We start from the raw sequence: 23,022 nt of genomic DNA, 5'->3' as shown, positions 1-23,022 counted from the left end.
ACAAATAGAATTAGTTGATCATTGGGATGTTTTCACCCTTCCGTTTCGAATTTAAATAACACATACATACTCTATGTAAATCAATTTCGATGTATGCATGTCTCCTTTTAACTATTCTAGAAATTTAAAGGCAATTCCTCTAAAGAACGCATTAAATAATTACCTTGCCATTTAATATCTTCACGATTCCCTTTTATTTGTAATTCAGGCATTCGATTAAACAAAGTAGTAATAGCAATCTTTGCTTCTAACTTAGCAAGTGGAGCTCCTAAGCAGAAATGGCTACCATGACCAAAGGCAATATGGCGATTATTTTCCCGAGTAATATCGAATACTTCTGGGTTTTCAAATACATTTTCATCACGGTTTGCAGAAGCTAATGCAATGACAACCATATCTCCTTTTTGGATTGTTTGGTCATGGATTTGAAAAGGTTCATCCGCCCATCTTGAAGTTGTAACCTCAACTGGAGAATAATATCGTAACCCTTCCTCAATAGCTGCATCAATTAATTTGGGATTTTCTTTTAATAACTGTAATTGATTCGGATTTTCAAGAAGCGCTAATACCGTATTTGTAATTAAATTTACAGTTGTTTCGTGTCCCGCCACAATTAGTAACATTATCATTGAATATAGTTCCCGAGCGCTAAGTTTATGCCCTTCACTCTCTGCAAGTATTAAAGCACTTACCAAGTCCTCTTTTGGTTCTTGTCTTTTGATATCAACTAAATATTGGAGATATGTAATAAACTCAGATAGTTGCTTTTCGGTTTCTTTTATTTCTTCTGGCGTTTCTGGATAAGCAATAACAGCATGAGACCAAATTCTAAATTTCGCTTGATCCTCTTTCGGAATGCCTAGCATTTCACTTATTACAATAATCGGTAAAGGAAAAGAGTAATCATCAACAAGATTTAATGAACTTTTTCGCTCGACTTCATTTAACAAATCATCTGCAATATCCTGTATTCTTCCTTCCAATTGCGTGATCATCTTCGGTGTAAAAGCTTTTTGTACGAGTGATCGTAAACGATTGTGGTTAGGTGGATCTGAATTTAGCATGTGCGTCGTTAAATAATCACTATTATCAACAGTAAGAAAGACATTCAATGTATCTTGAGAAAATACATTGGCCGGATCTTTTTTTAAGCGATTATCTTTTAAAAGTGGCAGCGCCTCTTCATATCTCGTAATCAGCCACTCTGCACCTAATTCGGTTTTATTCACAAATAAGATAGGTTGCACTTTTCTAGATTCTTTATAAATTTCATACGCATCTTCTTTAAACTGAGCTGAAGCTAAATTAATACCATCCTCTATTCTTAGCCCAACTTTATTTTTCATTGACATTGTATTCCCTCACTCTCATTTGTTTTTGAAAACCAACCAACATATGCATTATACTCTAATAAAAACGCGAAAATTGTAAATTTTCATTTAAAATCTTACTTCGTATATTGAAAAATAAAAAGTGAGAGAGTAAAATCCTTCTACTCTCTCACTCTTCTTTACGCAAAACACATGAAATTACTAATTTGTTGATAGCGATAACTTACTTTACGACGGCGACCACCTTGCCAAGTGTAACCTGAAACCCCATTTCTCCTCACTTCAGTCGGGAAGAACCATAAGTCTCTTCCGAAAGGTCCAGGACGATGCAAACGTAAGTAGCCCCATCTTCCTAGACAGTTACACATCCATGATTTCATATTCCCTGCTTGAGCTGGAGAAGCAAATGTAGACGGTAACGACGGTGCTTGTGACGGTGGTGGTGACGTTGGAGCATCTTCCGCATCATCTGGTCTATAATCTTCTTGTTCCATATCTCTCACTTCATTTACAGATTCATACCCGTAGTTTTGTGGATTATAATACACCCCTTGATCATATGGATAATTTTGCTGGTTATACATATTAACAAATCACCTACTTTTCATTCAGTACCTTTAACATTCATATGTGATTTGCCTCCTATAGGAAGCTTATGTATAGCCTAAATTCAACAAAAAAATAAAGCTCGTATTTTAAAAATACGAGCTTCTTCATAATCGGAATAGATGTATTATTTTCTTAATTTCACACTATAAAAACGCATTTCATCTAACGAACCTTCAAATTCAAATACTTCTTGTTTAATTAATTCCTTTAAGCGATATTCTAAAAACGTATCGCCAACTAACTGCTCTACATGACCAAGTGCTTCACCAATTACCCTAGGGGCTTTTAGGAATTCTCGATCAGCACCTATACTTTTCGCACATTCAATAATAAATTGATCAAAATAATCTTCTTGTACAGAACACACTTCATTGTCTGTCCAAACTCTTAAAAATTCCGTACTTTTCGATAGACTGTCCCACTCATGTTCAAACTGCATACGTTTCTCTACAGTTAAATATGGCAATTCTACAAAACTTTTTTGAATTAGAGCTAAACTTTCAGGTGCTAACTCTCCAGTTCCACGAATAGCATACTCTTTTTTTAATATTTCTTTACTTGCTTCAGACGTATTAATAACGCGAATGTCTTTCTTATCTTTTAATTGCGCCATTACAAAACATAGGCCTACATGTTCATGTGCGTTATTAGCTTTCCAAATTGTAATAGGTGTTTCAATAGGAATAGTGTGTAGTTCTTCCATAGTTTCTAAAAACCTTGGTAAATACTCTTCTTCAAAATAATTATCATAAGCAGTTAAATTGTTTACTAACCATTTCTGTCTTGCAAGTTGTCCCTCATTCATATGTAGCTTGTTTATCGGCCCAATTGAAAAGAATTCAGAAAAAGCGACAACCCTCTCTTCCAATTGTTCTTCTTGACTAAGCATATATTTTAAACATCCAGCTGTTGAATCATCAAACGCAATATGTACGTGTGTGCTTTCTTTTACATTTCTTATATATGATGTATTACTCGTTAGTTGCTTAGGAATATCCATCAAATTTTTAATTGCATCTTCACTATAGTTTTCTTCTAATAAATTCAACTGAATAAGAATACTTTGAAGTAAATGTTTTGCTTCATCTTCGTACATATCCTCTACAACATTTTTGATTTTATCTATCATACAAATCCCTCTATTCATTTCATAAATAACGTATATTATAGTGTATCATTTTAGTATCATTCTTTTAAAGTTTTTTTTAAGTAAAAGCATTTATTATTCAGATTGCTACAGCTATCCACATTTTCAACAAAATCTCTCCTACAATTCTTAATTATTAAATATTTCTTTGTAAATCCTTTTATTTAAATGTATAATTATATAGAAAATAAAAAATATAGGAGCTATATGTATGGAGAAAGCGATTACTACTTATAAACATTATTTGAAAAATTGGAGATTTATATTTATTTGTATATTACCTACTATCGCCTTATTATATGTTTTCGATGTCATCTTTGAATTACTATTTCATCAAGATTTCTATTTATCTAACTTAATTTTTGCTATTATTTTATTTTTAATATTTATGAGCATCAAAGATATGTTTAAAATTGAAAGTTAAAGAGCCGGATAAAAAAAGAGCACCCTGCAATCGGATGCTCTCATGTGATAGAGATTTTTTCTGAGTATTAAGTAGGACACGAAGGTCTTGTCCTACAATGTAATATATGCTTGTACTTATTTTATTGTGCATCTATTAAACATCAAATGTATACGTATTGCTAAAAATTCTGCTCATTTATTAATTGTATAATTATTATATTTACACATAAAAAACATCCCTATGGATGTTTTTTATGTACCGATTTTTAAGCTTCCATAAACTTAGCCGGTACACCAATTTTTTCAACTACAGAAGATATATTAGTAGGATTAATCATTACATTTTCAATACTAACTAATTTATTTTCTAATAGTCCATTCTCTGTAGTAATAAGTTCTTCAAACCGATCTAAAGTCATCGAGAATTTGTGTTCACTTCCGCCATTCATACAGACTTTAACATACTTCATAGTGTCACCGCCTTTCATAATAATCTATATTTCGATAAGAAGACGCTTACATCCTTTTTATTTACTACTAGATTTCTCACTTTTACTCCTTGCTAATTCACGTTTATTTATTTTAGAAAAAGCAGTTACTATTTTATGTTCACGTTATAATTGCTAGTAAGAACGATAAAGATAAAAATGCACAAAGTGGTATATATAAAACAGTATCCATTTTAGCAAAATACGTATCTTTTTTTCGCTTAAAGATTCCAAAATAATGAAACTCACCAATTACTCTTATAAAAAAAACAATCATACAAATCCAGGAGCCCAATTGAACGATAATATTAGGAACTTCGAAATGAACAACATTTGTTTGTTGTAATAAAATTATTGCCGCCATACTTAATAATAAAGCAATGAACAATGTCATTCCTACACCTGGTATAAACGCCTTTTCTCCAGATTTTGTTGGAATGACACTATTTGTCGCCCACTTACCTCCGAAAGCCCAGTAAACATGTAAAAAGCTAACTAAAAATAATATACAGACAGAAATATATGTAATAATAAGCATTTTGTCCTCCCATTATTTTATTTAAGTCCTTAACTTTAGGGTATGCTATAAATTCCTCATTAGCAATCTATATATAATTACATAAAAAACCCTTCAATGATAAATCATTAAAGGGTTACTCAAATATCTTATGCATTATACCTATTTCTACGACGTTCCATCCTCGTTTGTCCTTGAGCGATACCTTCTTTATATGGATCTATTTGCTCTGTCATTTCATATGTTGCAGCTTGAGCTGGTTCTTCGTAATTATGCTCACGTATTTTTTCTGGCGTATTTCGTTTTGATACTTTTCCACCAAACTTAAATAATTTGATCTTTAATTTCGGTAATCTAGGAAGTGGAATCTTAAATGATAATTTTTTGCGCTTCTTTTTTTGTTGAAATAGATTTATATTTTCTTTATTATCATCCTGCTCTTTACGATGTAATAACATCGCAAGTAATCCACCTAATATAAGTCCTCCAACTAACAGTAGAAGATATAAGTAATGACTTGTCATTAAACTCGACATACGTTCAAGTATGACTAACGACTGTACTTCTTTAATATCCCAAAGTAAAGCGGCCCATAATGAGAATAAACCGAAAGTAAGTCCATATGTACGAAAACGGAATAAACATGGAATTAAAGCGATACAAGCGGCGATTTTCGCATTCCCTATTATTGAACTTGTTGAAATATCTTGATGCCAAATGACTAACAGCAGTGTTATAAATGGCGCATACGCTATCCAACTACATATACGTGAATATATTTTTTTCGCAAAATAGCTACCGAAACTAGTAAAAAATAAAAGGCCTCCGATATATAAAGATTGTTCTAGTGGGATTTGCTTCATAATTCCTGCAACTGGAAAGAGGCCGCTTAATATCATTAATAACACATCTAATTTCTTCACAATTCCTCATTCCTTTCAAATTTCTTTTGAATCAATTCATATTGCTTTTCCATATGATGTAGATTTTGTATTTCTAAAAAATATCTTAATCCTGTATGTAAATAAAGTAAATACATAAAAGAAAAGATACATGACAAAGGATATCCTTATTTACATGAAAAAATGACAAATCCTGATCAATATAACGAGCAGGATTTGTCTACTATTATTTAAAGCAAAATAATTGAATCTTTCTTTTCTATTTTCATTATATCTACATCCAATTCATCATCAAACTCTTTAAACTCTCTTGCATCTATATCAGTCATATAGCTCTTTATTACTTTCGCCATATGCATAGAATACGGCATATGTATATTTTTTTCCTGAAGCATACTTGAATTACAGCACATATAGTGTATCATTTTAGCAATATAATTCCTTTCTACAGGTTTTACACCTAGCGTTAATATTTCAAGTATGTATCGCTGCAATGTTTCACTACCATTTAGTGAATACTCGCCAGTGCTATAATACATCCCTTTTTGATCTACATATAAACTTGTATCTTCAGGAACATCATCACGTTCTATCACACCGTATTTTGGTGTATCAAAAGATGTATTTATTCTTATAATGTTTAAATTAGGGACCTTTAGCGCATCAGGAACAATCTCCGGTAAAATATCTATATCAATTTTTTTATTTTGTAACTCTTTTATCCAATATTTTCTTAAATTCGCATCAATAATAAAATATACTTGCTCATTTTCCTCTTTTGCATGTTGTAAAATTTCTGTTAATGTTTCAGAAACAAATTGTTTAAATAGAATACCCATATCATTTCTTTTTGAAGGCTGCGGTAAAAAGGCATTATGTTTATTTATATTTAATAATAAACGATCAATCGTTTGCCACTCTGTATTCCCGTATAGTTTATATGAAATTTCTTTTCCTTTTATTTGTGAAAAAATAGGTAAGAAATCAAATTTCGAGATTCGCTCAATTGATAAATTAACATATGTACAAGGTAAATTTATTTTATTCCAACTACGTTTCAAAAATCCTTTTTGTTCTAATAAACTAAGGATACAATTTATAATTGTTTTACGAGATACACTTTGGCCAATAAATAAATTAATAAATGCTGAAATACGGTTAGTTCGTACAAACCCTTCTCTAACGATTTGCTTTGGATCAATTTTTTCACGCCCATCACAATTTTCCATTGCGATTAACGCCAATGCCGCATCATTGCGCTCACCTGCAGTAGCATAAACCGCTTTCATAACATCCTCTACTAAATTTGTTTTGTATTTCTGGCAATATTGCATTTTATATGGATTTTGTAATACTTTTTCAATATTATATCTTACTATTTTTAATAATACTGGAGAATCTGCATTTAATACATATAACGACTCACCGATTTGAGCTAACACAATTTCACTTTCAAATAACGCTTGTTCAACTTCCAACGATATTTTTTCAGACCATATTTCTAGCGTTATCGTCTCTAATCCTTTTGGTGCAATTAAAGGGAATAATTCATTTTCATTATTTGTTGCTATCTTTTTACATTCTGGTAGTAATGTGAAATAAGTGAATTTTTGCTGAAACCCTTTAAATAGATACTCTCTTTCCTTTACTTTTATACCGGGTTTTATTTTAGTACCTTGAACTTTATATATTCTCTCATTGTATGGAAGTAACACCCTAAGATTTTCTCCTAGCATATAATCTTTCGGATATTGAAGAATATGCTCTAATTCAACTTCTCCACCTATACGAAAATCATCTTTTAAATTTCTAAATATCTTAATCCATTTTATGCCGTTTGTAGCTTGTTGTACTTTTAGTTTTACAAACCGTAATTTCTTATTATTCGATGCAAATTCTGGCGTAGAAACCAATATCATGCCCCGTTTACGTCTTAATAGCAAAGGAATATCTGGATGATTATATTCTTGATAAAACCTCCGAATTCCTATTGAAACATTTAATAACGGAATATTCTCGCCACCGCGCGTGATACATTCGAACCGATATACGTAGGCGAAATAATCTTGTGTTTTTTCATCTTTAATAGGCTCTGACATTGCCTCACAAATATTTTGTGATCTAAGAGGAGAAAAATATATATCTTCTTCGTTAATATTCTCTAATCGTACAGATTGTTCACAAAAAATATGTGAAATTAAAGCGGGCACCCACTTAGAATATATTTCATTATCATGTAGTACTGTTAAATTAGAAATTAAATCGTAATGCCATTCATATTTTGGCGATTCTATTAATTTATTAGGTTTCCAATCATGAATAATCTCATACCAACTTTGGAAAATATAATCGAGTTGTTCTTTTCTAATAGGTTCTTTACATACAATCCATGGTATATTTTCATTTAATACATATGGATTATGCTGAATAAATAATATATCAGAAAACATATCATATAATCTTTCATTCAATCGTTTTAACTTACTTGTTAATAAAAATGTCTTATAATGTATTTCTACAATATCAAGCCATTCGATAGGAAAGTATATAAATGATACACTTTCATTTAAAAGCGGCTCTACTATATTCTCAAATGTTAATAACCGTAGTTTTTCCATGTAATGAATACTTCCTTTCTTCATTTGCCTTGATCATCTAAAAACTAGAAGAAACCGTTACGTTACATAATCTAATCAATTAAAACCCGGTTCTTTAAAATTAAATTATTATTAATTTATTCAAATAATACATTATAAATAAAAAATAATAATTGCTTATCTTCTATATTTTATAAAACACAACATATACATCACCACCTACTAATATTAAATACAATACATTAGAATTATACAATATAAATAGTGTATTATATTTGCAATTTACAATAACTTTACAAAAATAACTATAAAAAGGTATTGTCTATTCCTAAGTTTAGTAATACCTTTTTTATCCAATTACTTCTTTTACATCTGTATTCACTCGCCACTTTTCTAAAGTATAAGCCATTTCCCGAAATTAATATTCATATTAACTATTGATAATAAAATGCTGTTTCATTCACTTGCAGTCAGACTCTGTCACTTGTTCAGCGATAGTATCTAACCGTGCAATTTGCTCTTCAACTAAAGTACGGAACCAGTCCGATGCAGAAATCCATTCTTTATAAATTGGCTCTTCTGGCTGACGCTCTTTTAAACATTCATCAATTGAGTAGAAATCAATATCATGTCCCGGTTTCGACTCAATACCAATAAAATATCTGGATGGTTAAACTCTTGGTATTAAGACTATTTTTATGAGCATTTCGTATAAGTTTAATTTAACTGATTAAAGCTATTTTCAAATAAGACACGATAATTTATGTCTATTCTGTATAGCTGTTAGTAAGTTCGTTTGCAAATTTGTTAGCACTTTTTTATATTTCTTCTATTACACAAACCTTCACAAAAACATCCTGCATGTTTGAAACATGCAGGATGTTTTTTAATCTTTGTTTTTCATAATGTAAGAAACCAGACGAAGGATCTCCAAGTATAACCATACTAATGTCATCATAAGCCCTACTGCACTGTACCATTCCATATACTTTGGTGCTCTACTATGAACACCATTTTCAATTGAATCGAAATCTAGTAATAAATCTAATGCAGCAACAATTATTACCATTGTACTTATAATGATACTTATTGTCCCACCTTGGTGAATGTATGGAACAGTCACCCCTAAGATGCCCAGTAAGAAAACAATAAAATACATAATAAGAATTCCAAGTGTTGCAACCGTTACAACCGCACGAAACTTTTTAGTTACTTTTACTATTCGAGTTGCGTATAACACTAACATGGCAAATAAAATCGAAATTGTTAGTAATACGGCAGTTAAAGCGATAGAATCACCAAATCGCATTGTATAATACGCTGAAATACTTCCTAATAAAATCCCTTGTAATACTGCGTAAATCGGTGCGCAAATTGGGGATATGCGAGGAATGAATATAACTACAAATGCGACAATTAGAGTAACTATTATAATTCCAATTAACACAGGTATTTTCATTGTTCCTTGTATCATCTGTACGTATGAATAGATAGACGCTGCAAGAAGTAAGGTAAGCAAAATGAATGTTTTTACTATTGTTCCACCAATAGTCATCGTAGAAGCATTTGTCTCCTCTTTATGAAATTTTTCTTTTTTTAATATTGGATTAGTTGTTCTCATTTTTTCCTCCTAAATACATTCTATCTTTAAAGTGAAGCTTTATATTTCTAATTTTTTATCAATGATACGACCTGTCATAGCTGTTAAGACAATTATGAATATGCAAGTAAAACATACATCTAAAATAGTGAATCCTTCACTAGGATATAGTGATGTGTCAATAAAACCATTTTTATCTATGAACCCCGTACTCTTTATGGTGATTACATATTTCTCTAATCTACTTAAAACATCCAGCACGAACGTTTGGATTGTTAAAAATAAAGCAAAGAAAATAACAGATAAAATCATCTTACTTATTGATGACTTTATAGGAATCAGTTTTGTAATTACCATGATGAAATAGCAGGAGATTAATATACTCATGAAATCGATTCCCCATAATAAAACAGAAAGTATGTGATGAAGAAATCCATATGCATATAACTCATGAAATTCTTGTTGGTATCCCCCGACTACTTTTCCACCGTAGGTACTTTGGGAGAAATAGTATAGAAAAATTATGCCTATTACTAGTAAGAGAATAAACATTAACGTGAAAAAGAATAAATTTGCATATATATATTTTTTTCCTGAGACGGCTGTATAACGTATCATAGTATTTTTTAGCACTTTATTGAAAGAAGGCAAAGCTATTAAAAGCAGTAAAAATGCAGCGCTACCTATTATTGAAATAAATATACCTAATGTTATATCCTTTGTAAGCTGATTTGTAACCTTCGATAGTCCCATCATATTAAATAAAAGAAGTAACGAAATAGTAATAAATCCAAAATAAAAGACGGCTATCTTTTTTCTATTACAATTAAGTAAATAACGAAAAAGTGGATTCATTTCTCAAAAACCTCCTTAAATAACTCATGTACTGCTTTTCCATGGTGAAAACGAATTTCTTCTACATTTTCATGCAATACAATACTCCCGTCTTTTAAAAAGATTACCTCATCAAATATATTTTCAATTTCCTCTATTAAATGAGTCGAAATAAGAATGGTACTATCTTCACGATAAAAGTTAAGAATTAAATCTAATATATGCTTTCTAGAAACAAGATCAATTCCACCTAATGGCTCGTCTAATACATATACCTTTGCTTTCCTTGAAAAGGTTAATATTAGCTGTAATATCCCTGTTTTCCCTTTTGATAAGATGCTTATATTCTCCTCTATCGGGATTTTAAAGTTAGCTATTAATTCTATTGCTTGTTGTAGATTAAAATCAGCATACATATATCGATAGAACAACAAGGCATCTTTTACAGTCATCCATTTTTCAAAAACAGGACTATCAGGCATAAATGAAACGATTTTTTTCGTTTCTAATCCCACCTTTTTATCTTTAATTGTAATACTTCCTTTAGAAGGAAAGCGTAAACCAGAAATCATTTTTAATAATGTCGTTTTACCGCTACCATTTTCACCAACAAGACCGATAATTTTCCCTTCTGATATTGTTAAGCTTACATCTTGAATCACTGTTTTTAAATCATATCTTTTTGATAGATTTTCAATTTCCAATAATTCTTTCATTCATTTTCCTCCTTTTTGTTTTCAAAAGAAGAACGGAGTATTGAGAAAATCTCTTCTTCCATAAATCCTAAGTTATTCATTCCATTTATAAAATTATCAAGCAACTCTTTTGCCATTTCTTTGCGTAGCTCTGTAATTTTTTTTTCATTCATTGTTACAAATCTTCCTGTTCCTCTACGTGTCTCAGCAATACCTTCCCGTTCTAGCTCTTGAAACGTACGTTGAATTGTATTTGGATTCACTTGTAATTCACTTGCTAATTCACGTACAGCAGGAATTTTTTCACCTGGTGCCAAACGTCCTGTTACAATTTCTTTTTTGATGTATTCCATTACCTGAACATAAATGGGGATATTAGGAGAAAACTCAGTTTTCATTTCTTTCCTCCTTTGTATTAGTGTACTAGTCGAATAGTACACTAATACAAATTATATGTAAATAGTTATTTTAAAAACCATAATAAATAAAGGGTGATATATAGTGAATTAGTGTAAGATAGTATGAAAAACCCACGAAATACTTGAGGATTTGAATGAAGTATCAAAAATCATTGTTACAGAGGATATACGAGAGTAGATTGACTGTGTTCTTCTTTATTCGATGCAATATACTATCGTGACAGAATAATCCACGACATGTACATAAATGTATCGCATATTGAACCAATGATGAAAACTGTATGTACAGACATTTTCGGTTTGAATATAGAATTTAAATTCAATGAATTAGTTAATATAAACTATAAAAGCCATCCAATAGGATGGCTCTTATTTTTGTACACAAAACTGTTCTTTTGTGAAAATCACTTTACATATACATAGGCTTCATTTACCGTTACTTAGTATGTTTTACCTTTGCTATTGTGTACTTTATATTGTGATTGATGTTCCATAGACAGTTACATTCGCATCAATCGTAAATCCTAATCCTGCATCTACAGAGACAGACACATCTTTGTCCTGCCAAGATGGAGCATCATAGAAACAGACATTGTTAAATTTAGATATTGAGAATGATTTTATGAGTTTTTCGTATAAGTGTTATTTCATTAATTAAAGCTATTTTTAAAGAAGACATATCAGCGATATTTTATGTCTATTTTGTATAGGTGTTAGCAAGTTCGTTTGCAAACTTGTTAGCACTTTTTTTATTGCCTCTATTACTATACCTTATAAATAAATCGTACTTTGTTGCTATATCCCCCAGTTTCTTTTTTCTGTATACCGTAACACTAAGTAACTTTAATCAAAATGTAAAAATACCTATGTACATATTGAATATAATAATTTTATATATTGAAAGGACATACTATTGTATAGAGTTCTGTAATCTTCTATAAAATAAGGAGAATGTTTATGAGAAAATCTAGTATCATGGTATTCTTACTCACATATGGTTTGTTTTATCTTTCCAGTATTTTATTCTCTATCAATCGTTTTTGGTATATTGCCCTGCAAAAACCACCTTGGACATCTTCTGGTATGATAATCGGAATTATTTAGGCTTTACCTGCTTGTTCGCCTTTGATACCTGAGTCTGTCATGATACCAGTAGCGGCAGATAATCCCTCAAGGGATATACCAAGCATTTTCGCAACTGGTGCTGCATATTTAAAGCTGTACTGCATATCCAAGATACCTGCAGCAGATTGATTGGCTGATTGAGAAAGTATACATCCGCTATATGAGAAGACTCTTTCGCTTCCATACCAAAAACATTTAAAGCGGCTGCTACAGTTTCAGAGGTCATAGCCATATCTTCCTGTGCGGCTTCGGAAGCAGCGATAATACCAGGCATTGCTCCGATAATATCGTTTTACCTCGAAGCCTGAAGCGGCTAAGTTCTGTATACCTACTGCAACTTCACTAGCTGACTTGGTAGTGGATGCTCCTAACTCTTTAGCGGTTTCAGTTAAACTGCCTAATTGATTTCCTGTCGCACCAGAAATCGCACCCACTTTAGCCATAGCCATCTGTTGCTCAAAATCAGCTGCTACTTTTACACTTGAACCAAGCCCCATAGCGACTGCTCCACCAGCAATTGTCGCGGCTGCACCTGTTGAAAACAATGCTCCACTGGCTCGTTCTAGACCTTGTATCATCGTTGCTTGTGTTTCACTCACTCCACCGAATCTTTCGCGTAATGCAACCATACTGTTACCAGCATATTGTGCACTAGTGTAAAGCAGAGTTCATTTGGTTCATCTGCTGTGTTGCTTGTTGCATCTCCCTAGTCAACTGTTCTACTTGAGTCTCTAAATGATTAATTCGTTGAGAAGATTCTTGCTGGTCTTTTCGTCCTTTTTGCGGATTCTTACCGCCCATGCCCGTTCTCCGGTAACGTTTTGATAAAGGTGTGCTATAATCATTGATTATGAGCGCATAGATACGTTATCCCCACGTTATGCTCTTTTCAAAGAACCAGTAACTGTAGGAATATCGTACCGTTGATCCCAATGTAAAAAGGTACCCTATTTAGTGCCCAAAACAGTGCCCAAAAAGTTCTATTATTTTTTATATCATACCTAATGCTATAGCCAAATTAACGATTCCAGATTTTCTTTTTCTATAAAACCTTCCTCGTTTCATACCAAGAACAGTATAAATATAATCATCATTCAATTCTTTAATGCTCATATACTTGATTTCAAGAATCCTTTTTTCATCCTCATCGAGAGCTTCCTCAAAAGCTCGTTTTAACTGTCTATACTTCAACTCATGTTTGTCCACTTGCTTTAACTCAGGAAACAGCAATTCTGCTCCCAATTCCGTTCTTTCTTGCTGATTTTGGAATCTAATACGTAACACTCTGTATTTTCGCAACTCTTCTATCACGAAAGGTCGGATTTCTTTCTCCTCTATATGCTTGAAAAATGATAATTGGTCCAAATATAATCCTCCCACGTCTCAATCCTTACATGTATAAGGCTAAAACTTTAAATATTTTAGATATATACCTTTATATGTGTATGAAATTAGTTTGTAATCCACAATCTGCTGTAAACCTTGATTTTTTACGTCTATTATTATGTAATTTACTAGCAGTGATCATTTAACTTAACAAAATCTCACCAGATTCTCTAAGCATATTTAATGGTTTTCACCAGGCATAAAGTATAAAAACAATTAAAAAAAGAGACTGTCTTCAAAAGTTAATCTGTGGATACTTTTTTGACAGTCTCTTTTTTATATCAAAATTTTCAACTACAAAACTTACAAGTGATTATACGAATGTTATACCTGCACTGGCAAAGCCTGTAATAGCAGTAGCTATATCAAAACCAGGTGTAGTTGATGAAACAACAAGTAATATCTTATCTTGTGGAGCGACCGCAATTGCTTCTCCGACAATGCCACTTGAAGTAGCACCGATAGCAATTAGACCACTAAATGCTGGTGTTAATAGTAATGGTACACCTACTGGAGTGAAAGTATTACTTGCTGCTGGTGCGCTGTACAACTGCATTTGAATTTGTATGCTTCCTAATGCTAAAGCAACCGCTACAGTTACACTAAAGAACCCTGCTAACGAAGTAATTGTACCTGCGCGAGGGGCTACAAATGCAAAATCAAATACTGGAGGTACAGGACCTATAGTAATTGGACCACCAGGTGGGACAATTACAGGGAAGAATGAACTTCCAAATCCAAGAAGTGCTCCTGTGTTTGCTAATCCACCTAAAACAGTTGCTAATGCTACTGGTCCACCTGATGCAAACGGAATAACTGCTCCAGCTCCCGTTGCTCCTGTTAGACCTGTTGGACCTGTTAGGCCTGTTGGACCTGTTGCTCCTGTTGGACCTGTTGGACCTGTTGGACCTGTTGGACCTGTTGGACCTGTTGGACCTGTTGCTCCTGTTATACCTGTTGCTCCTGTTCTGTTGGACCCCTGTTGGACCTGTTAGACCTGTTGCTCCTGTTAGACCTGTTGCTCCTGTTAGACCTGTTGCTCCTGTTAGACCTGTTGCTCCTGTTAGACCTGTTGCTCCCGTTGGACCTGTTAGGCCTGTTGGACCTGTTGCTCCCGTTGGACCTGTTGCTCCACCTCCAGGACCTGTTGGGCCTGTTGGACCTGTTACTCCACCTCCAGGACCCGTTGGACCTGTTGGGCCTGTTGGACCTGTCGCCCCTGGCGTAGCATTGATTAATTGAATTAATAAATTAAAAAGAAGTTGTAAAGTTGCAGAATCAACATTTGAGTTGCAGGATATAGGGATAAGATCTAAAGCGAAGAAGAATTGTGCAAGGGCGCTATAAAATTGTTGCAATAATGTAGACAATTGTCCTAAATTAGGAGCTGGAGATTGTAATAAAACTAAAATACTTTGAGTTAATTGTTTCAAAAAATTAACTTCTGGGGAAGGTAATAAGGAATTTAAGAAAATTAAAAATTGATTAAACAAATTGAATAACGCTACTCTGTTTGCATCACTTGGATTTGCAAAAAATGCTGAAATAGCTGATACTAATGAGTTTAGTAAAGTAATTAATTGACTTAATTGTTCCCTAGTAATAGGAACTGACTGTGGATTTTTACAACAATCTGCTGAAAAAACAATCGGATTGCAGTTATTATGATCAAAACAATCATTATGTTTCATTTATTTCCTCCTTATTTAATAATTTTGAGAGAATACTCTTATACTAAGAAACACTCAATTGTAATAGCGTTGAATATTTTTGAATATTCATTTTTCTTAGAATAAAAATAGTTACTAATAATTAAACTATAAAAATTCAGTTTAATTACTTTCACAACTCACATAATATAAGTATACGCATCTATTTATCTAGTGCTTAGATTAATTTCCTAATAAAAACGCATATTTTTAAAGGAATACATTATTACTCCTATCAACGTGTTTATTTTATCAATAAATGAAAAGACATATTAATTTATAAGTTCAATAATTCCATTCTAGAGTAATATCAAATGAAGTTTTTTGAAAAATTTTAACCCTCACAACCTAGTTGTTTGTATCATGAGTTTCTAATAATGCATTGTATTTTCCATTAAGAGCTAATCATTTTGCTCTTGCCGACTAATTTTTATTTCTTTGTAACAACTTATACTCATCTTACATACATTATCTTGAATCCTTACTTTTCAAACCATTTAATTGTTCATGACTCACAAACATTAACAATATTTGAATGGTGTACTGATTCATAGAAGAGTACCATATAATGGTGCTCTTTTTTATTTCAAAAATTTTATATGAAATCTGTATACTTTTTTGACCAATTTCCAATAAAATTTCTTTAAACCTTAAATAATATCATTGATTATTTACTTCGAGAAAGGGAATTCTTTGAAGTCCCCTTTTTTAATACACTAAATATACTTTAAATTTTGATACATACTTTAAATACAGAAACTTCTAAGACATTTCAGTTAATATTTCTTTAAGATTGGAGCAGTTAGCTTTTGCAAGCTGTTTTTTTGTTGATCATTCTTTTAAGAGGAACCAGTTATATGCATAATAGCTCAAATAAAATCCATACTATATTTAGGTTAGGTCTTAAAATCTAAAACCCTTATTCCAAACTTAGACCTAATTGATCGCTCCTCTCCCTTCCCTGGGGCTAAGTAGCTAGCTTTTGCTAGCTATTTTTTTGTTCTTATCATTCTATTTATTACATATATCTACAACGTAGCTCATTTTGTTCAAAGACAGAGTTACCTCCTAACTTTAGAGCACTATAAATATGTGCTCTTTTTTATATGAAAGACACAAGAAAAAATTGCATGCATACATTATAATGAGCAAACTTACATTATATGTTTTCTCCTGAAATTCTTGATCAAAGAGTATCTACACATGATGCTCTTTTTCATTTCCTATAAAGTAAAATTTTGTATAAAAGATACACACTTAATCGAAAATAACTTCATAAAATATTATGTGTTCCTTTCTTTATAAATTGAAATAGTCTTTACAAAATGAGCCTCGTCACGAGAGCACTTTATTAAGTGCTCTTTTTTATGTTCTAAATTAATACAAAATGAAATTTTTATTTAAATGTGTTTACACAATTTTTTTACATATCTTTTTGGGTTTTAAACTCATTTAAATTAATACCTAAGAATTATTAGGATAAGCAACATATTATAATAAAACAAAAAAGATTTTATCCATTGTTAAACGGAGGTGTTTCTAATTAGTACAACTTTAATTTCACATTTTTACAATGAAGAGTATTTACTCCCATGGTGGTTAATGCACCACACAAAACTATTTGATCATGGCATTCTTATTAATCGTAGATCTACTGATCGTTCGGTTGAAATATGCAAATTATTTGCACCTCATTGGGAAATCCGAGATTCAAAAGTATTAGAGTTTGATGCCTTATTAGTTGATCAAGAAGTAATGGAAATAGAAAAAGAAATTACGGGATGGAAAATGGTTTTAAATACCACTGAATTTCTTTGCTGTGTTGATAAGGAAGCCTTTTTCTCTTCTCTTGCTACTTTAGGGAAAAACATGTATTCCATTAGGACTATTCTAATGGTGGATGAACCTTCTCACGGTTATACCAATCCGAGATACGGCATTCCCCTTGTCAAACAGCGTTACCATGGGATAATAATCCATCCTACTCCACCTGCCCCATACTACGGTGGCAGATTCCTCCACAATTACTCGCAAGGTAACTATTCGGCGGGGCGACATTGGTCGTTTCATCCATTTACCGTTTACATGTATCCTGCTTTCGTTTTAAAATTTTTTTACAGCCCATGGAATAAAGCTATGAAAAATCGAAAATTACAAATTGGTCCGACTCTTTCTAGACATAGCATCCAGCATGGCTTAGGTACTCATCACCTAGCAACGCTTGATGAATTAGAAAAAAAATATCTATTCTTTGCAACTTCAACTATTGATCTTCGATTACTCCCAGAATATCAAGCTTTATTTCCAGATTTATATTTTCCTAACTAGTAATCCATCAAAAACATTTTGAAACTTTCCATACGTTCTTTACTTTTAAGTAAGAGCCATTCCTTATTAAAATAGTGTTTTTGTTAAAATCTTTTCACATTTAAATTGGACAAGCATATATTATTGTATCTCCTCTTTTCTTTCATAGAATTTTACATTTGTTGAGACAACACCCCTTTCGGATGTTGTCTTTTTTCTTATGCATAAAATAAGAATTTTGTTCATTTTTAGCTTTCAGAATGAATCTGAATCCCACCATCTTTTTCAATTTATTCCCATATTTCTGCAAGTGTCATTTCTTCAACAAATTTCTCTTTCATTTCTTTTCATGCCCCTTTCTATTTCAAATAACTATTTTATTATATTCCTTGCACTTTTAAATGAGACAAGCATATGTTATAGTATAGTGTTTCATCACTTATATACACTTCCTTTTTTCAAGAGTACATATTCGATATGTACTCTTTTTGCATTACTATAAAATAACACTTTTGTTCAATTTAGTAATTTCTTATATAATGGAAGTTAACTAATCCAGAAGGGACTGAATTATGCGCAGATATCAATATTTTTAATCTACCCATCACAACAACATAATGGAGGTAAAAGTATTGATTACAGAATTACAAGCACAAAGATTACATTTAAGACAAATGAAGGAATCTGATTCATTAAGCATGCTTAAAATATGGTCTAATCGTGACGTTACAAAATTCATGAATATAAGCAATTTCACTGATAAAAACCAAGCAAAAGATATGATTCATTTTCTCAATGAACTTGCTCAAAATAACAAAGCTCTCCGTTTTACTATTATTGAAAAAGAATCTAATCAAATTATCGGTTCATGTGGCTATAATTTCTTAGATTTCGAAAACTCAAAAACAGAGATTGGTTATGATATTTCGAAAACATTTTTGGGCAAAGGTTATGCTCCTGAAGCGATTTCTGCTCTATTAGATTACGCTTTTACACATCTGAAACTAAATCGTGTCGAAGCAAAAGTTGAACCTAAAAATGTGAACTCTATAAAAGTATTACAAAAATTACAATTCACTTTTGAAGGGACTCTAAGAAAAAGCGAAAAATCAGCTGGAAAGCTTATTGATTTAAATATTTATTCGAAATTAATAACCGATTAATTTTAATCACTCAGCCTATACTATATTTAAGTATAGGCTTCTTTAATTTTTATACAAAATTCAAATTTGGTCTTTATCAAAAACTTCAATATCATGTAAAACCTGCGTAAAGATTACTGCGATCCAAACTACCCACCAGATAAACGTTATATAATGCACTTGCAAATACCCGATTTGCGCAATACTTGCTTTCCATACGGCTTATGCTTGAGTGCTTGGAGAAACACTAGACTTTTTTGATTTTTCTCATATCAGTTGACCCCGTCCATTTCCCTTCACGTTCCCACTTCTTCTTGAGTTTTCCAACATAGGTAAAGCTACACTCATACATAATGCTGATTTCCTTATCTGGAATCCCCTCTTGATTTATACGATACGGTTTCCCTCCGTTCGATCTACTCTATTGAACTTTTACTTCATTTCCTTTTTACATTCTTCAAGAAAATCGATAGCCTCTTGAACCTGTTCTTTTGTTGAAAGTAATTCCATCACATTGCCCTCTGTGTTAAATACATGAATTTGTCTTTCCTTGTACTCCATCCCTAACATCCCATCATCACCTAAAAGCTTTACGTTATCTTCCTTTTTCAAAACCTCGCTTTCTATTCAAAGTATTATTTTATAAACATATTAACTAGCAAAATAATTAGTATTATTAAGCTATTACTCCAATCATTCTATTTAATTTATACATATTTTAATAGTAAATCGAGGAAAGGAGGTTTTTATATGGCTGAGCATACAAAATGTGTATGTGAACAATTAGAAAGATTACAGTTAGGTACAGAAGTAGATGTTTTCCTTACAGGAACAACACTAGAGGATCTTATTTTTACTAACTTTAATCCAGATAATTTTTGTGTAACATTTGTAGACAACACAACAGAACCTGGCTCTATAATTGTTTTGGACTGTCGTGATATTCAAGCGCTTAGAATTGAAGCTGAGTAGAATAAAGATGGGGCTTTGAAAAAAGCCCTATTTCATACAGCATATTTCAATATAAATTATAAAATAGAGGAGCCGGAAAAATGTCAGTTTTCATCAACTATGCTATTACTCCCAAAGTATTCAATCCTAATCTAACATCTCTTCCAAATAACCGAATTTCTTTTATCCCAACCCCAAAAGAGAGTTCTAAAAATATTTGTTATCTTTTAGAAACATTTTACTTAGGAAAAAAAATAAAACAGCTGTTAGTTAACGGCACAATATTAAAAGCTTCTATATTTGTAGGATTCCATAATAGATTCGGCCTTGCTACATTTATAGATGAAAGCGGAGATATCACTGTAGTTAACTGTGAGCGTATTGATGCGATTGTGCTTTAATTGTGAATTTATATGTGAATAATAATCATTATTTTCAAGATAAACGTGTAGTTCTTACACATAACGCCAGTAACTGTTACTATAAGAGACTAGGTCTGTAGGACACTAATATATAGTTCTTTTTTTTAGGCTCAACCGAATAAAATTCAACATTCCGTTAATAATAAAAATACAGTTTCTAAATTCCCTTCATACCCGAGGGCTTAGCGGCTAACTTTTGTTAGCGGCTCTTTTTATGTTTTACACGAATAAAAATCTAAATTTTCCCGATACTATATAAGACTTTATAAAGTTAGCTTTAAGTTCTTCCCACTCTAGCTTTCTTGGTCGAGAGCCGAGCGGTTAGCTTTTGCTAGCTGCTCTTTTAATTACACATTTTTGTCTTAGCACTCATATAATACTGAGAATTAAAAAATCATTTCATGTTTAAAGGAAAAGTATTCTTTTTCATTACTCCACTCCCTCTTTAAATAACACTGTTTGAATAGATTTTTAAAGAGGGAATACATTTAATAATCTTGGTTACACTGTAAACAGGCTCGTGAATAGCCAATTTTACTAATACCTACTCTATGTCTATTACCTTGGGCCGAGCAATTAGCAAAAGCTAATTGCTCTTTTATATTGAGTTAATAATAAAATTTAGGTCTTATTCCTTTTCTACATCATATATTTTTAACCTAACCATCCAGCTCAAAGTGTTACCTCCTATCTTAAAGAGCACTGATGCATGGTGCTCTTTTTAGTTTCCTTATTTCTACAAAATGAAATTTTTATACAAAATACACACAACTAAATTCACATAATTTCATATGATATATTGCATCATTTCTTTTTAGAATGGATAGTCGTTACAGAAGGGCGCTTTCCGAAGCGCTCTTTTTTAATATCCCCTGCACTAAATAATTTTTGAATTATATCTTAATTTCGAGAACACTCACAAGTCATAGGTTTACAATAAGTCTTGGTCAGAAGAGCACTTATATATGGTGCTCTTTTTGGTATGGAATTTAAAATAGAGGCTTGCTCTTAAAACCTATTATGTAATTTTCATAGGTTTTTTCCTTACACCCCTGTGTCTGTTTACTCATAAGTTGTTAAAGTATAAATATAAATTGATAGTTAATTTATAAGGGAGGTGTAAAAATGAGTAAATTTAAAAAGCATTGTTGTCACATACCCTTTCCTTTACCTCAAATAGGGCCTACTGGATTAACCGGTGCTACTGGACCTTCGGGACCTACTGGAGCTACCGGACCTTCAAGTGGACCTCGGGGACCTACCGGACCTACTGGAATTCAAGGTAACCTGGGACCTACTGGACCTCAAGGTATTTCTGGACCTCAAGGGATTCCTGGGATTTCTGGATCTATTGGTCCAACTGGACCTTCTGGAATTCAAGGTATCCAAGGCATCCAAGGCATTCCTGGCATTCAAGGCCCTATTGGACCCACTGGAATAACGGGGGTCACTGGAATTCAAGGGATTCCTGGTATTCAAGGCATTCCTGGCATTCAAGGCATTCAAGGGATTCCTGGCCCGACCGGACCTCAAGGGATTCCTGGCATTCCTGGTTCTGTAGGTCCAACTGGACCTTCTGGAGCTGTTGGACCTACCGGCCCTTCCGGGGGACCGCCAGGACCAACGGGCCCGACTGGACCTTCCGGGGGACCACCAGGACCAACCGGAGTGACTGGCCCCACTGGACCAACTGGGTCACCAGGACCAACCGGACTTCAAGGTATCCAAGGTATCCAAGGCATTCCTGGCCCCACTGGACCTCAAGGAAGTCAAGGGATTCAGGGGATTCAAGGTGATCCAGGGCCTATTGGTCCTATTGGACCCACTGGAATAAATGGGGCAACTGGAATTCAGGGTATCCAAGGTATTCAAGGTAATCCAGGACTTATTGGACCTATCGGCCCGACTGGCCCAACTGGGCTTCAAGGTATCCAAGGCATCCAAGGCATCCCTGGGCCTACTGGATTACCAGGAACCGCTGGAGCTACCGGACCTACTGGGCCTGCCGGTCTTACAGTATCTGGCTTATCCCAGTATGCTTATGTTTTCAATACGGCAGCTCAAGTTGTTGCCTTAGAAGCACCTATTCTTTTTAATTCACACGGTAGAATCACATCCGGTTTTACTCATACGCTCGGAACTTCTCAAATGACAGTTATTAATGCTGGAGATTATAAAATTTCTTTTTCTGTATCAGGAGTTGAACCTAATCAATTTGCCCTCTTTTTAAATGGGGCTCCCGTTACCAACTCCATTTATGGATCAGGTGCAGGTACTCAACAAAACAATGGGCAAACAATTCTCACTTTAGCAGCAGGTGATATTATTACCCTTAATAATCATACTTCCGCTGCTGCGGTTACTTTGCAGACTTTGGCGGGTGGAACACAAACAAATATAAATGCTTCGATTGTAATTGAAAAATTAAATTAATTT

General features: G+C 32.8%; 21 protein-coding genes and 6 pseudogenes. 8 read left to right on the top strand and 19 right to left on the bottom strand.

The annotated features are described in order from the left end of the window. Positions 1-116 precede the first annotated feature (116 nt). From cypA to DN389_RS01275, 3 genes are all read right to left on the bottom strand, one after another. The gene (cypA, locus tag DN389_RS01285) at positions 117-1,352 is read right to left on the bottom strand and encodes a cytochrome P450 (protein WP_149236753.1); all 1,236 of its coding nucleotides are present in this window, start codon (positions 1,350-1,352) and stop codon (positions 117-119) included. Positions 1,353-1,510: 158 nt separating this feature from the next. Beyond that, positions 1,511-1,915, bottom strand: a complete 405-nt coding sequence (locus DN389_RS01280) for a hypothetical protein (protein WP_048547127.1) — start codon at positions 1,913-1,915, stop codon at positions 1,511-1,513. Positions 1,916-2,064: 149 nt separating this feature from the next. After that, on the bottom strand, positions 2,065-3,069 hold the full coding sequence (locus DN389_RS01275) for a DUF1835 domain-containing protein (protein WP_098190389.1): 1,005 nt from the start codon (positions 3,067-3,069) through the stop codon (positions 2,065-2,067). A 229-nt stretch (positions 3,070-3,298) separates the two neighbouring features. On the opposite strand from DN389_RS01275, the gene DN389_RS01270 reads away from it, so the two are divergent. After that, positions 3,299-3,511, top strand: a complete 213-nt coding sequence (locus DN389_RS01270; RefSeq protein WP_048547123.1) for a hypothetical protein — start codon at positions 3,299-3,301, stop codon at positions 3,509-3,511. A gap of 247 nt (positions 3,512-3,758) precedes the next feature. Here DN389_RS01270 and DN389_RS01265 read toward each other — a convergent pair whose 3' ends face one another. From DN389_RS01265 to DN389_RS01225, 9 genes and pseudogenes are all read right to left on the bottom strand, one after another. Continuing rightward, positions 3,759-3,962 carry a hypothetical protein gene (locus tag DN389_RS01265; RefSeq protein ID WP_000878362.1) on the bottom strand — a complete coding sequence of 68 codons (204 nt, stop codon included), beginning with the start codon at positions 3,960-3,962 and terminating at the stop codon, positions 3,759-3,761. A 139-nt stretch (positions 3,963-4,101) separates the two neighbouring features. Next, a complete protein-coding gene (locus DN389_RS01260) occupies positions 4,102-4,518 on the bottom strand; it encodes a DUF3995 domain-containing protein (protein WP_098190388.1) in 417 nt (138 codons plus the stop codon). A gap of 128 nt (positions 4,519-4,646) precedes the next feature. Then, complete coding sequence (locus DN389_RS01255; RefSeq protein ID WP_098085728.1) at positions 4,647-5,420, bottom strand: DUF3959 family protein; 774 nt, start codon at positions 5,418-5,420, stop codon at positions 4,647-4,649. A gap of 209 nt (positions 5,421-5,629) precedes the next feature. Then, the gene (locus DN389_RS01250; RefSeq protein ID WP_149236752.1) at positions 5,630-8,017 is read right to left on the bottom strand and encodes an RNaseH domain-containing protein; all 2,388 of its coding nucleotides are present in this window, start codon (positions 8,015-8,017) and stop codon (positions 5,630-5,632) included. A 328-nt stretch (positions 8,018-8,345) separates the two neighbouring features. Continuing rightward, positions 8,346-8,615: pseudogene (locus DN389_RS01245) on the bottom strand (thiaminase II/PqqC family protein); the annotation flags it as partial. Positions 8,616-8,882: 267 nt separating this feature from the next. Continuing rightward, positions 8,883-9,617 carry a Bax inhibitor-1/YccA family protein gene (locus DN389_RS01240; RefSeq protein WP_106101842.1) on the bottom strand — a complete coding sequence of 245 codons (735 nt, stop codon included), beginning with the start codon at positions 9,615-9,617 and terminating at the stop codon, positions 8,883-8,885. A 39-nt stretch (positions 9,618-9,656) separates the two neighbouring features. After that, a complete protein-coding gene (locus tag DN389_RS01235; RefSeq protein WP_097917068.1) occupies positions 9,657-10,451 on the bottom strand; it encodes an ABC transporter permease in 795 nt (264 codons plus the stop codon). Beyond that, positions 10,448-11,146 carry an ABC transporter ATP-binding protein gene (locus DN389_RS01230; protein ID WP_097917069.1) on the bottom strand — a complete coding sequence of 233 codons (699 nt, stop codon included), beginning with the start codon at positions 11,144-11,146 and terminating at the stop codon, positions 10,448-10,450. The genes DN389_RS01235 and DN389_RS01230 overlap by 4 nt, the downstream gene beginning before the upstream one ends. Continuing rightward, on the bottom strand, positions 11,143-11,523 hold the full coding sequence (locus tag DN389_RS01225) for a GntR family transcriptional regulator (protein WP_097917071.1): 381 nt from the start codon (positions 11,521-11,523) through the stop codon (positions 11,143-11,145). Before DN389_RS01225 ends, DN389_RS01230 begins: the two co-directional genes overlap by 4 nt. Positions 11,524-11,662: 139 nt before the next feature. Here DN389_RS01225 and DN389_RS28710 point away from each other — a divergent pair. Further along, positions 11,663-11,886 (top strand): annotated as a pseudogene (locus tag DN389_RS28710) (YolD-like family protein); the annotation flags it as partial. A 98-nt stretch (positions 11,887-11,984) separates the two neighbouring features. Here DN389_RS28710 and DN389_RS28705 read toward each other — a convergent pair. Further along, positions 11,985-12,153 (bottom strand): annotated as a pseudogene (locus DN389_RS28705) (N-acetylmuramoyl-L-alanine amidase); the annotation flags it as partial. 348 nt (positions 12,154-12,501) lie between these two features. Here DN389_RS28705 and DN389_RS01210 point away from each other — a divergent pair. Continuing rightward, positions 12,502-12,645, top strand: a pseudogene (locus DN389_RS01210) (TspO/MBR family protein); the annotation flags it as partial. On the opposite strand, the gene DN389_RS29045 reads toward DN389_RS01210, so the two are convergent. From DN389_RS29045 to DN389_RS28695, 5 genes and pseudogenes are all read right to left on the bottom strand, one after another. Next, complete coding sequence (locus tag DN389_RS29045; protein WP_303632459.1) at positions 12,645-12,818, bottom strand: phage tail tape measure protein; 174 nt, start codon at positions 12,816-12,818, stop codon at positions 12,645-12,647. The pseudogene DN389_RS01210 and the gene DN389_RS29045 overlap by 1 nt on opposite strands. Before the next feature lie 156 nt (positions 12,819-12,974). Further along, positions 12,975-13,166, bottom strand: a pseudogene (locus DN389_RS29040) (phage tail tape measure protein); the annotation flags it as partial. A 154-nt stretch (positions 13,167-13,320) separates the two neighbouring features. Continuing rightward, positions 13,321-13,470: a hypothetical protein gene (locus tag DN389_RS28310; RefSeq protein WP_179874313.1), complete on the bottom strand. Its 150-nt coding sequence runs from the start codon at positions 13,468-13,470 to the stop codon at positions 13,321-13,323. 189 nt (positions 13,471-13,659) lie between these two features. Continuing rightward, positions 13,660-14,034, bottom strand: coding sequence for an ArpU family phage packaging/lysis transcriptional regulator (locus tag DN389_RS01195; protein WP_098190383.1), 375 nt, complete (start codon positions 14,032-14,034; stop codon positions 13,660-13,662). 334 nt (positions 14,035-14,368) lie between these two features. Continuing rightward, positions 14,369-15,746, bottom strand: a pseudogene (locus DN389_RS28695) (exosporium glycoprotein BclB-related protein). Positions 15,747-17,366: 1,620 nt separating this feature from the next. On the opposite strand from DN389_RS28695, the gene DN389_RS01185 reads away from it, so the two are divergent. Then, positions 17,367-18,092: a glycosyltransferase family 2 protein gene (locus DN389_RS01185; RefSeq protein ID WP_255450649.1), complete on the top strand. Its 726-nt coding sequence runs from the start codon at positions 17,367-17,369 to the stop codon at positions 18,090-18,092. Positions 18,093-18,703: 611 nt separating this feature from the next. Further along, the gene (locus DN389_RS01180; RefSeq protein ID WP_097917074.1) at positions 18,704-19,234 is read left to right on the top strand and encodes a GNAT family N-acetyltransferase; all 531 of its coding nucleotides are present in this window, start codon (positions 18,704-18,706) and stop codon (positions 19,232-19,234) included. 411 nt (positions 19,235-19,645) lie between these two features. Here DN389_RS01180 and DN389_RS01175 read toward each other — a convergent pair whose 3' ends face one another. Further along, positions 19,646-19,825: a hypothetical protein gene (locus tag DN389_RS01175; RefSeq protein WP_097890171.1), complete on the bottom strand. Its 180-nt coding sequence runs from the start codon at positions 19,823-19,825 to the stop codon at positions 19,646-19,648. Positions 19,826-19,963: 138 nt separating this feature from the next. Here DN389_RS01175 and DN389_RS01170 point away from each other — a divergent pair, with 138 nt between their 5' ends. From DN389_RS01170 to DN389_RS01160, 3 genes are all read left to right on the top strand, one after another. Further along, positions 19,964-20,185 carry a hypothetical protein gene (locus DN389_RS01170; protein ID WP_000807684.1) on the top strand — a complete coding sequence of 74 codons (222 nt, stop codon included), beginning with the start codon at positions 19,964-19,966 and terminating at the stop codon, positions 20,183-20,185. 80 nt (positions 20,186-20,265) lie between these two features. Further along, positions 20,266-20,565: a hypothetical protein gene (locus DN389_RS01165; protein WP_097917075.1), complete on the top strand. Its 300-nt coding sequence runs from the start codon at positions 20,266-20,268 to the stop codon at positions 20,563-20,565. A gap of 1,146 nt (positions 20,566-21,711) precedes the next feature. After that, a complete protein-coding gene (locus DN389_RS01160; protein ID WP_149236751.1) occupies positions 21,712-23,019 on the top strand; it encodes a collagen-like protein in 1,308 nt (435 codons plus the stop codon). Positions 23,020-23,022 lie beyond the last annotated feature (3 nt).

It is taken from the genome of Bacillus sp. AY3-1 (assembly GCF_008368785.1).
In the GTDB taxonomy this organism is placed as follows: Bacteria; Bacillota; Bacilli; order Bacillales; family Bacillaceae_G; genus Bacillus_A; species Bacillus_A wiedmannii.
Note: the sequence above shows the minus strand (reverse complement) of the source record. Positions and strands in the feature narration are given on the sequence as shown.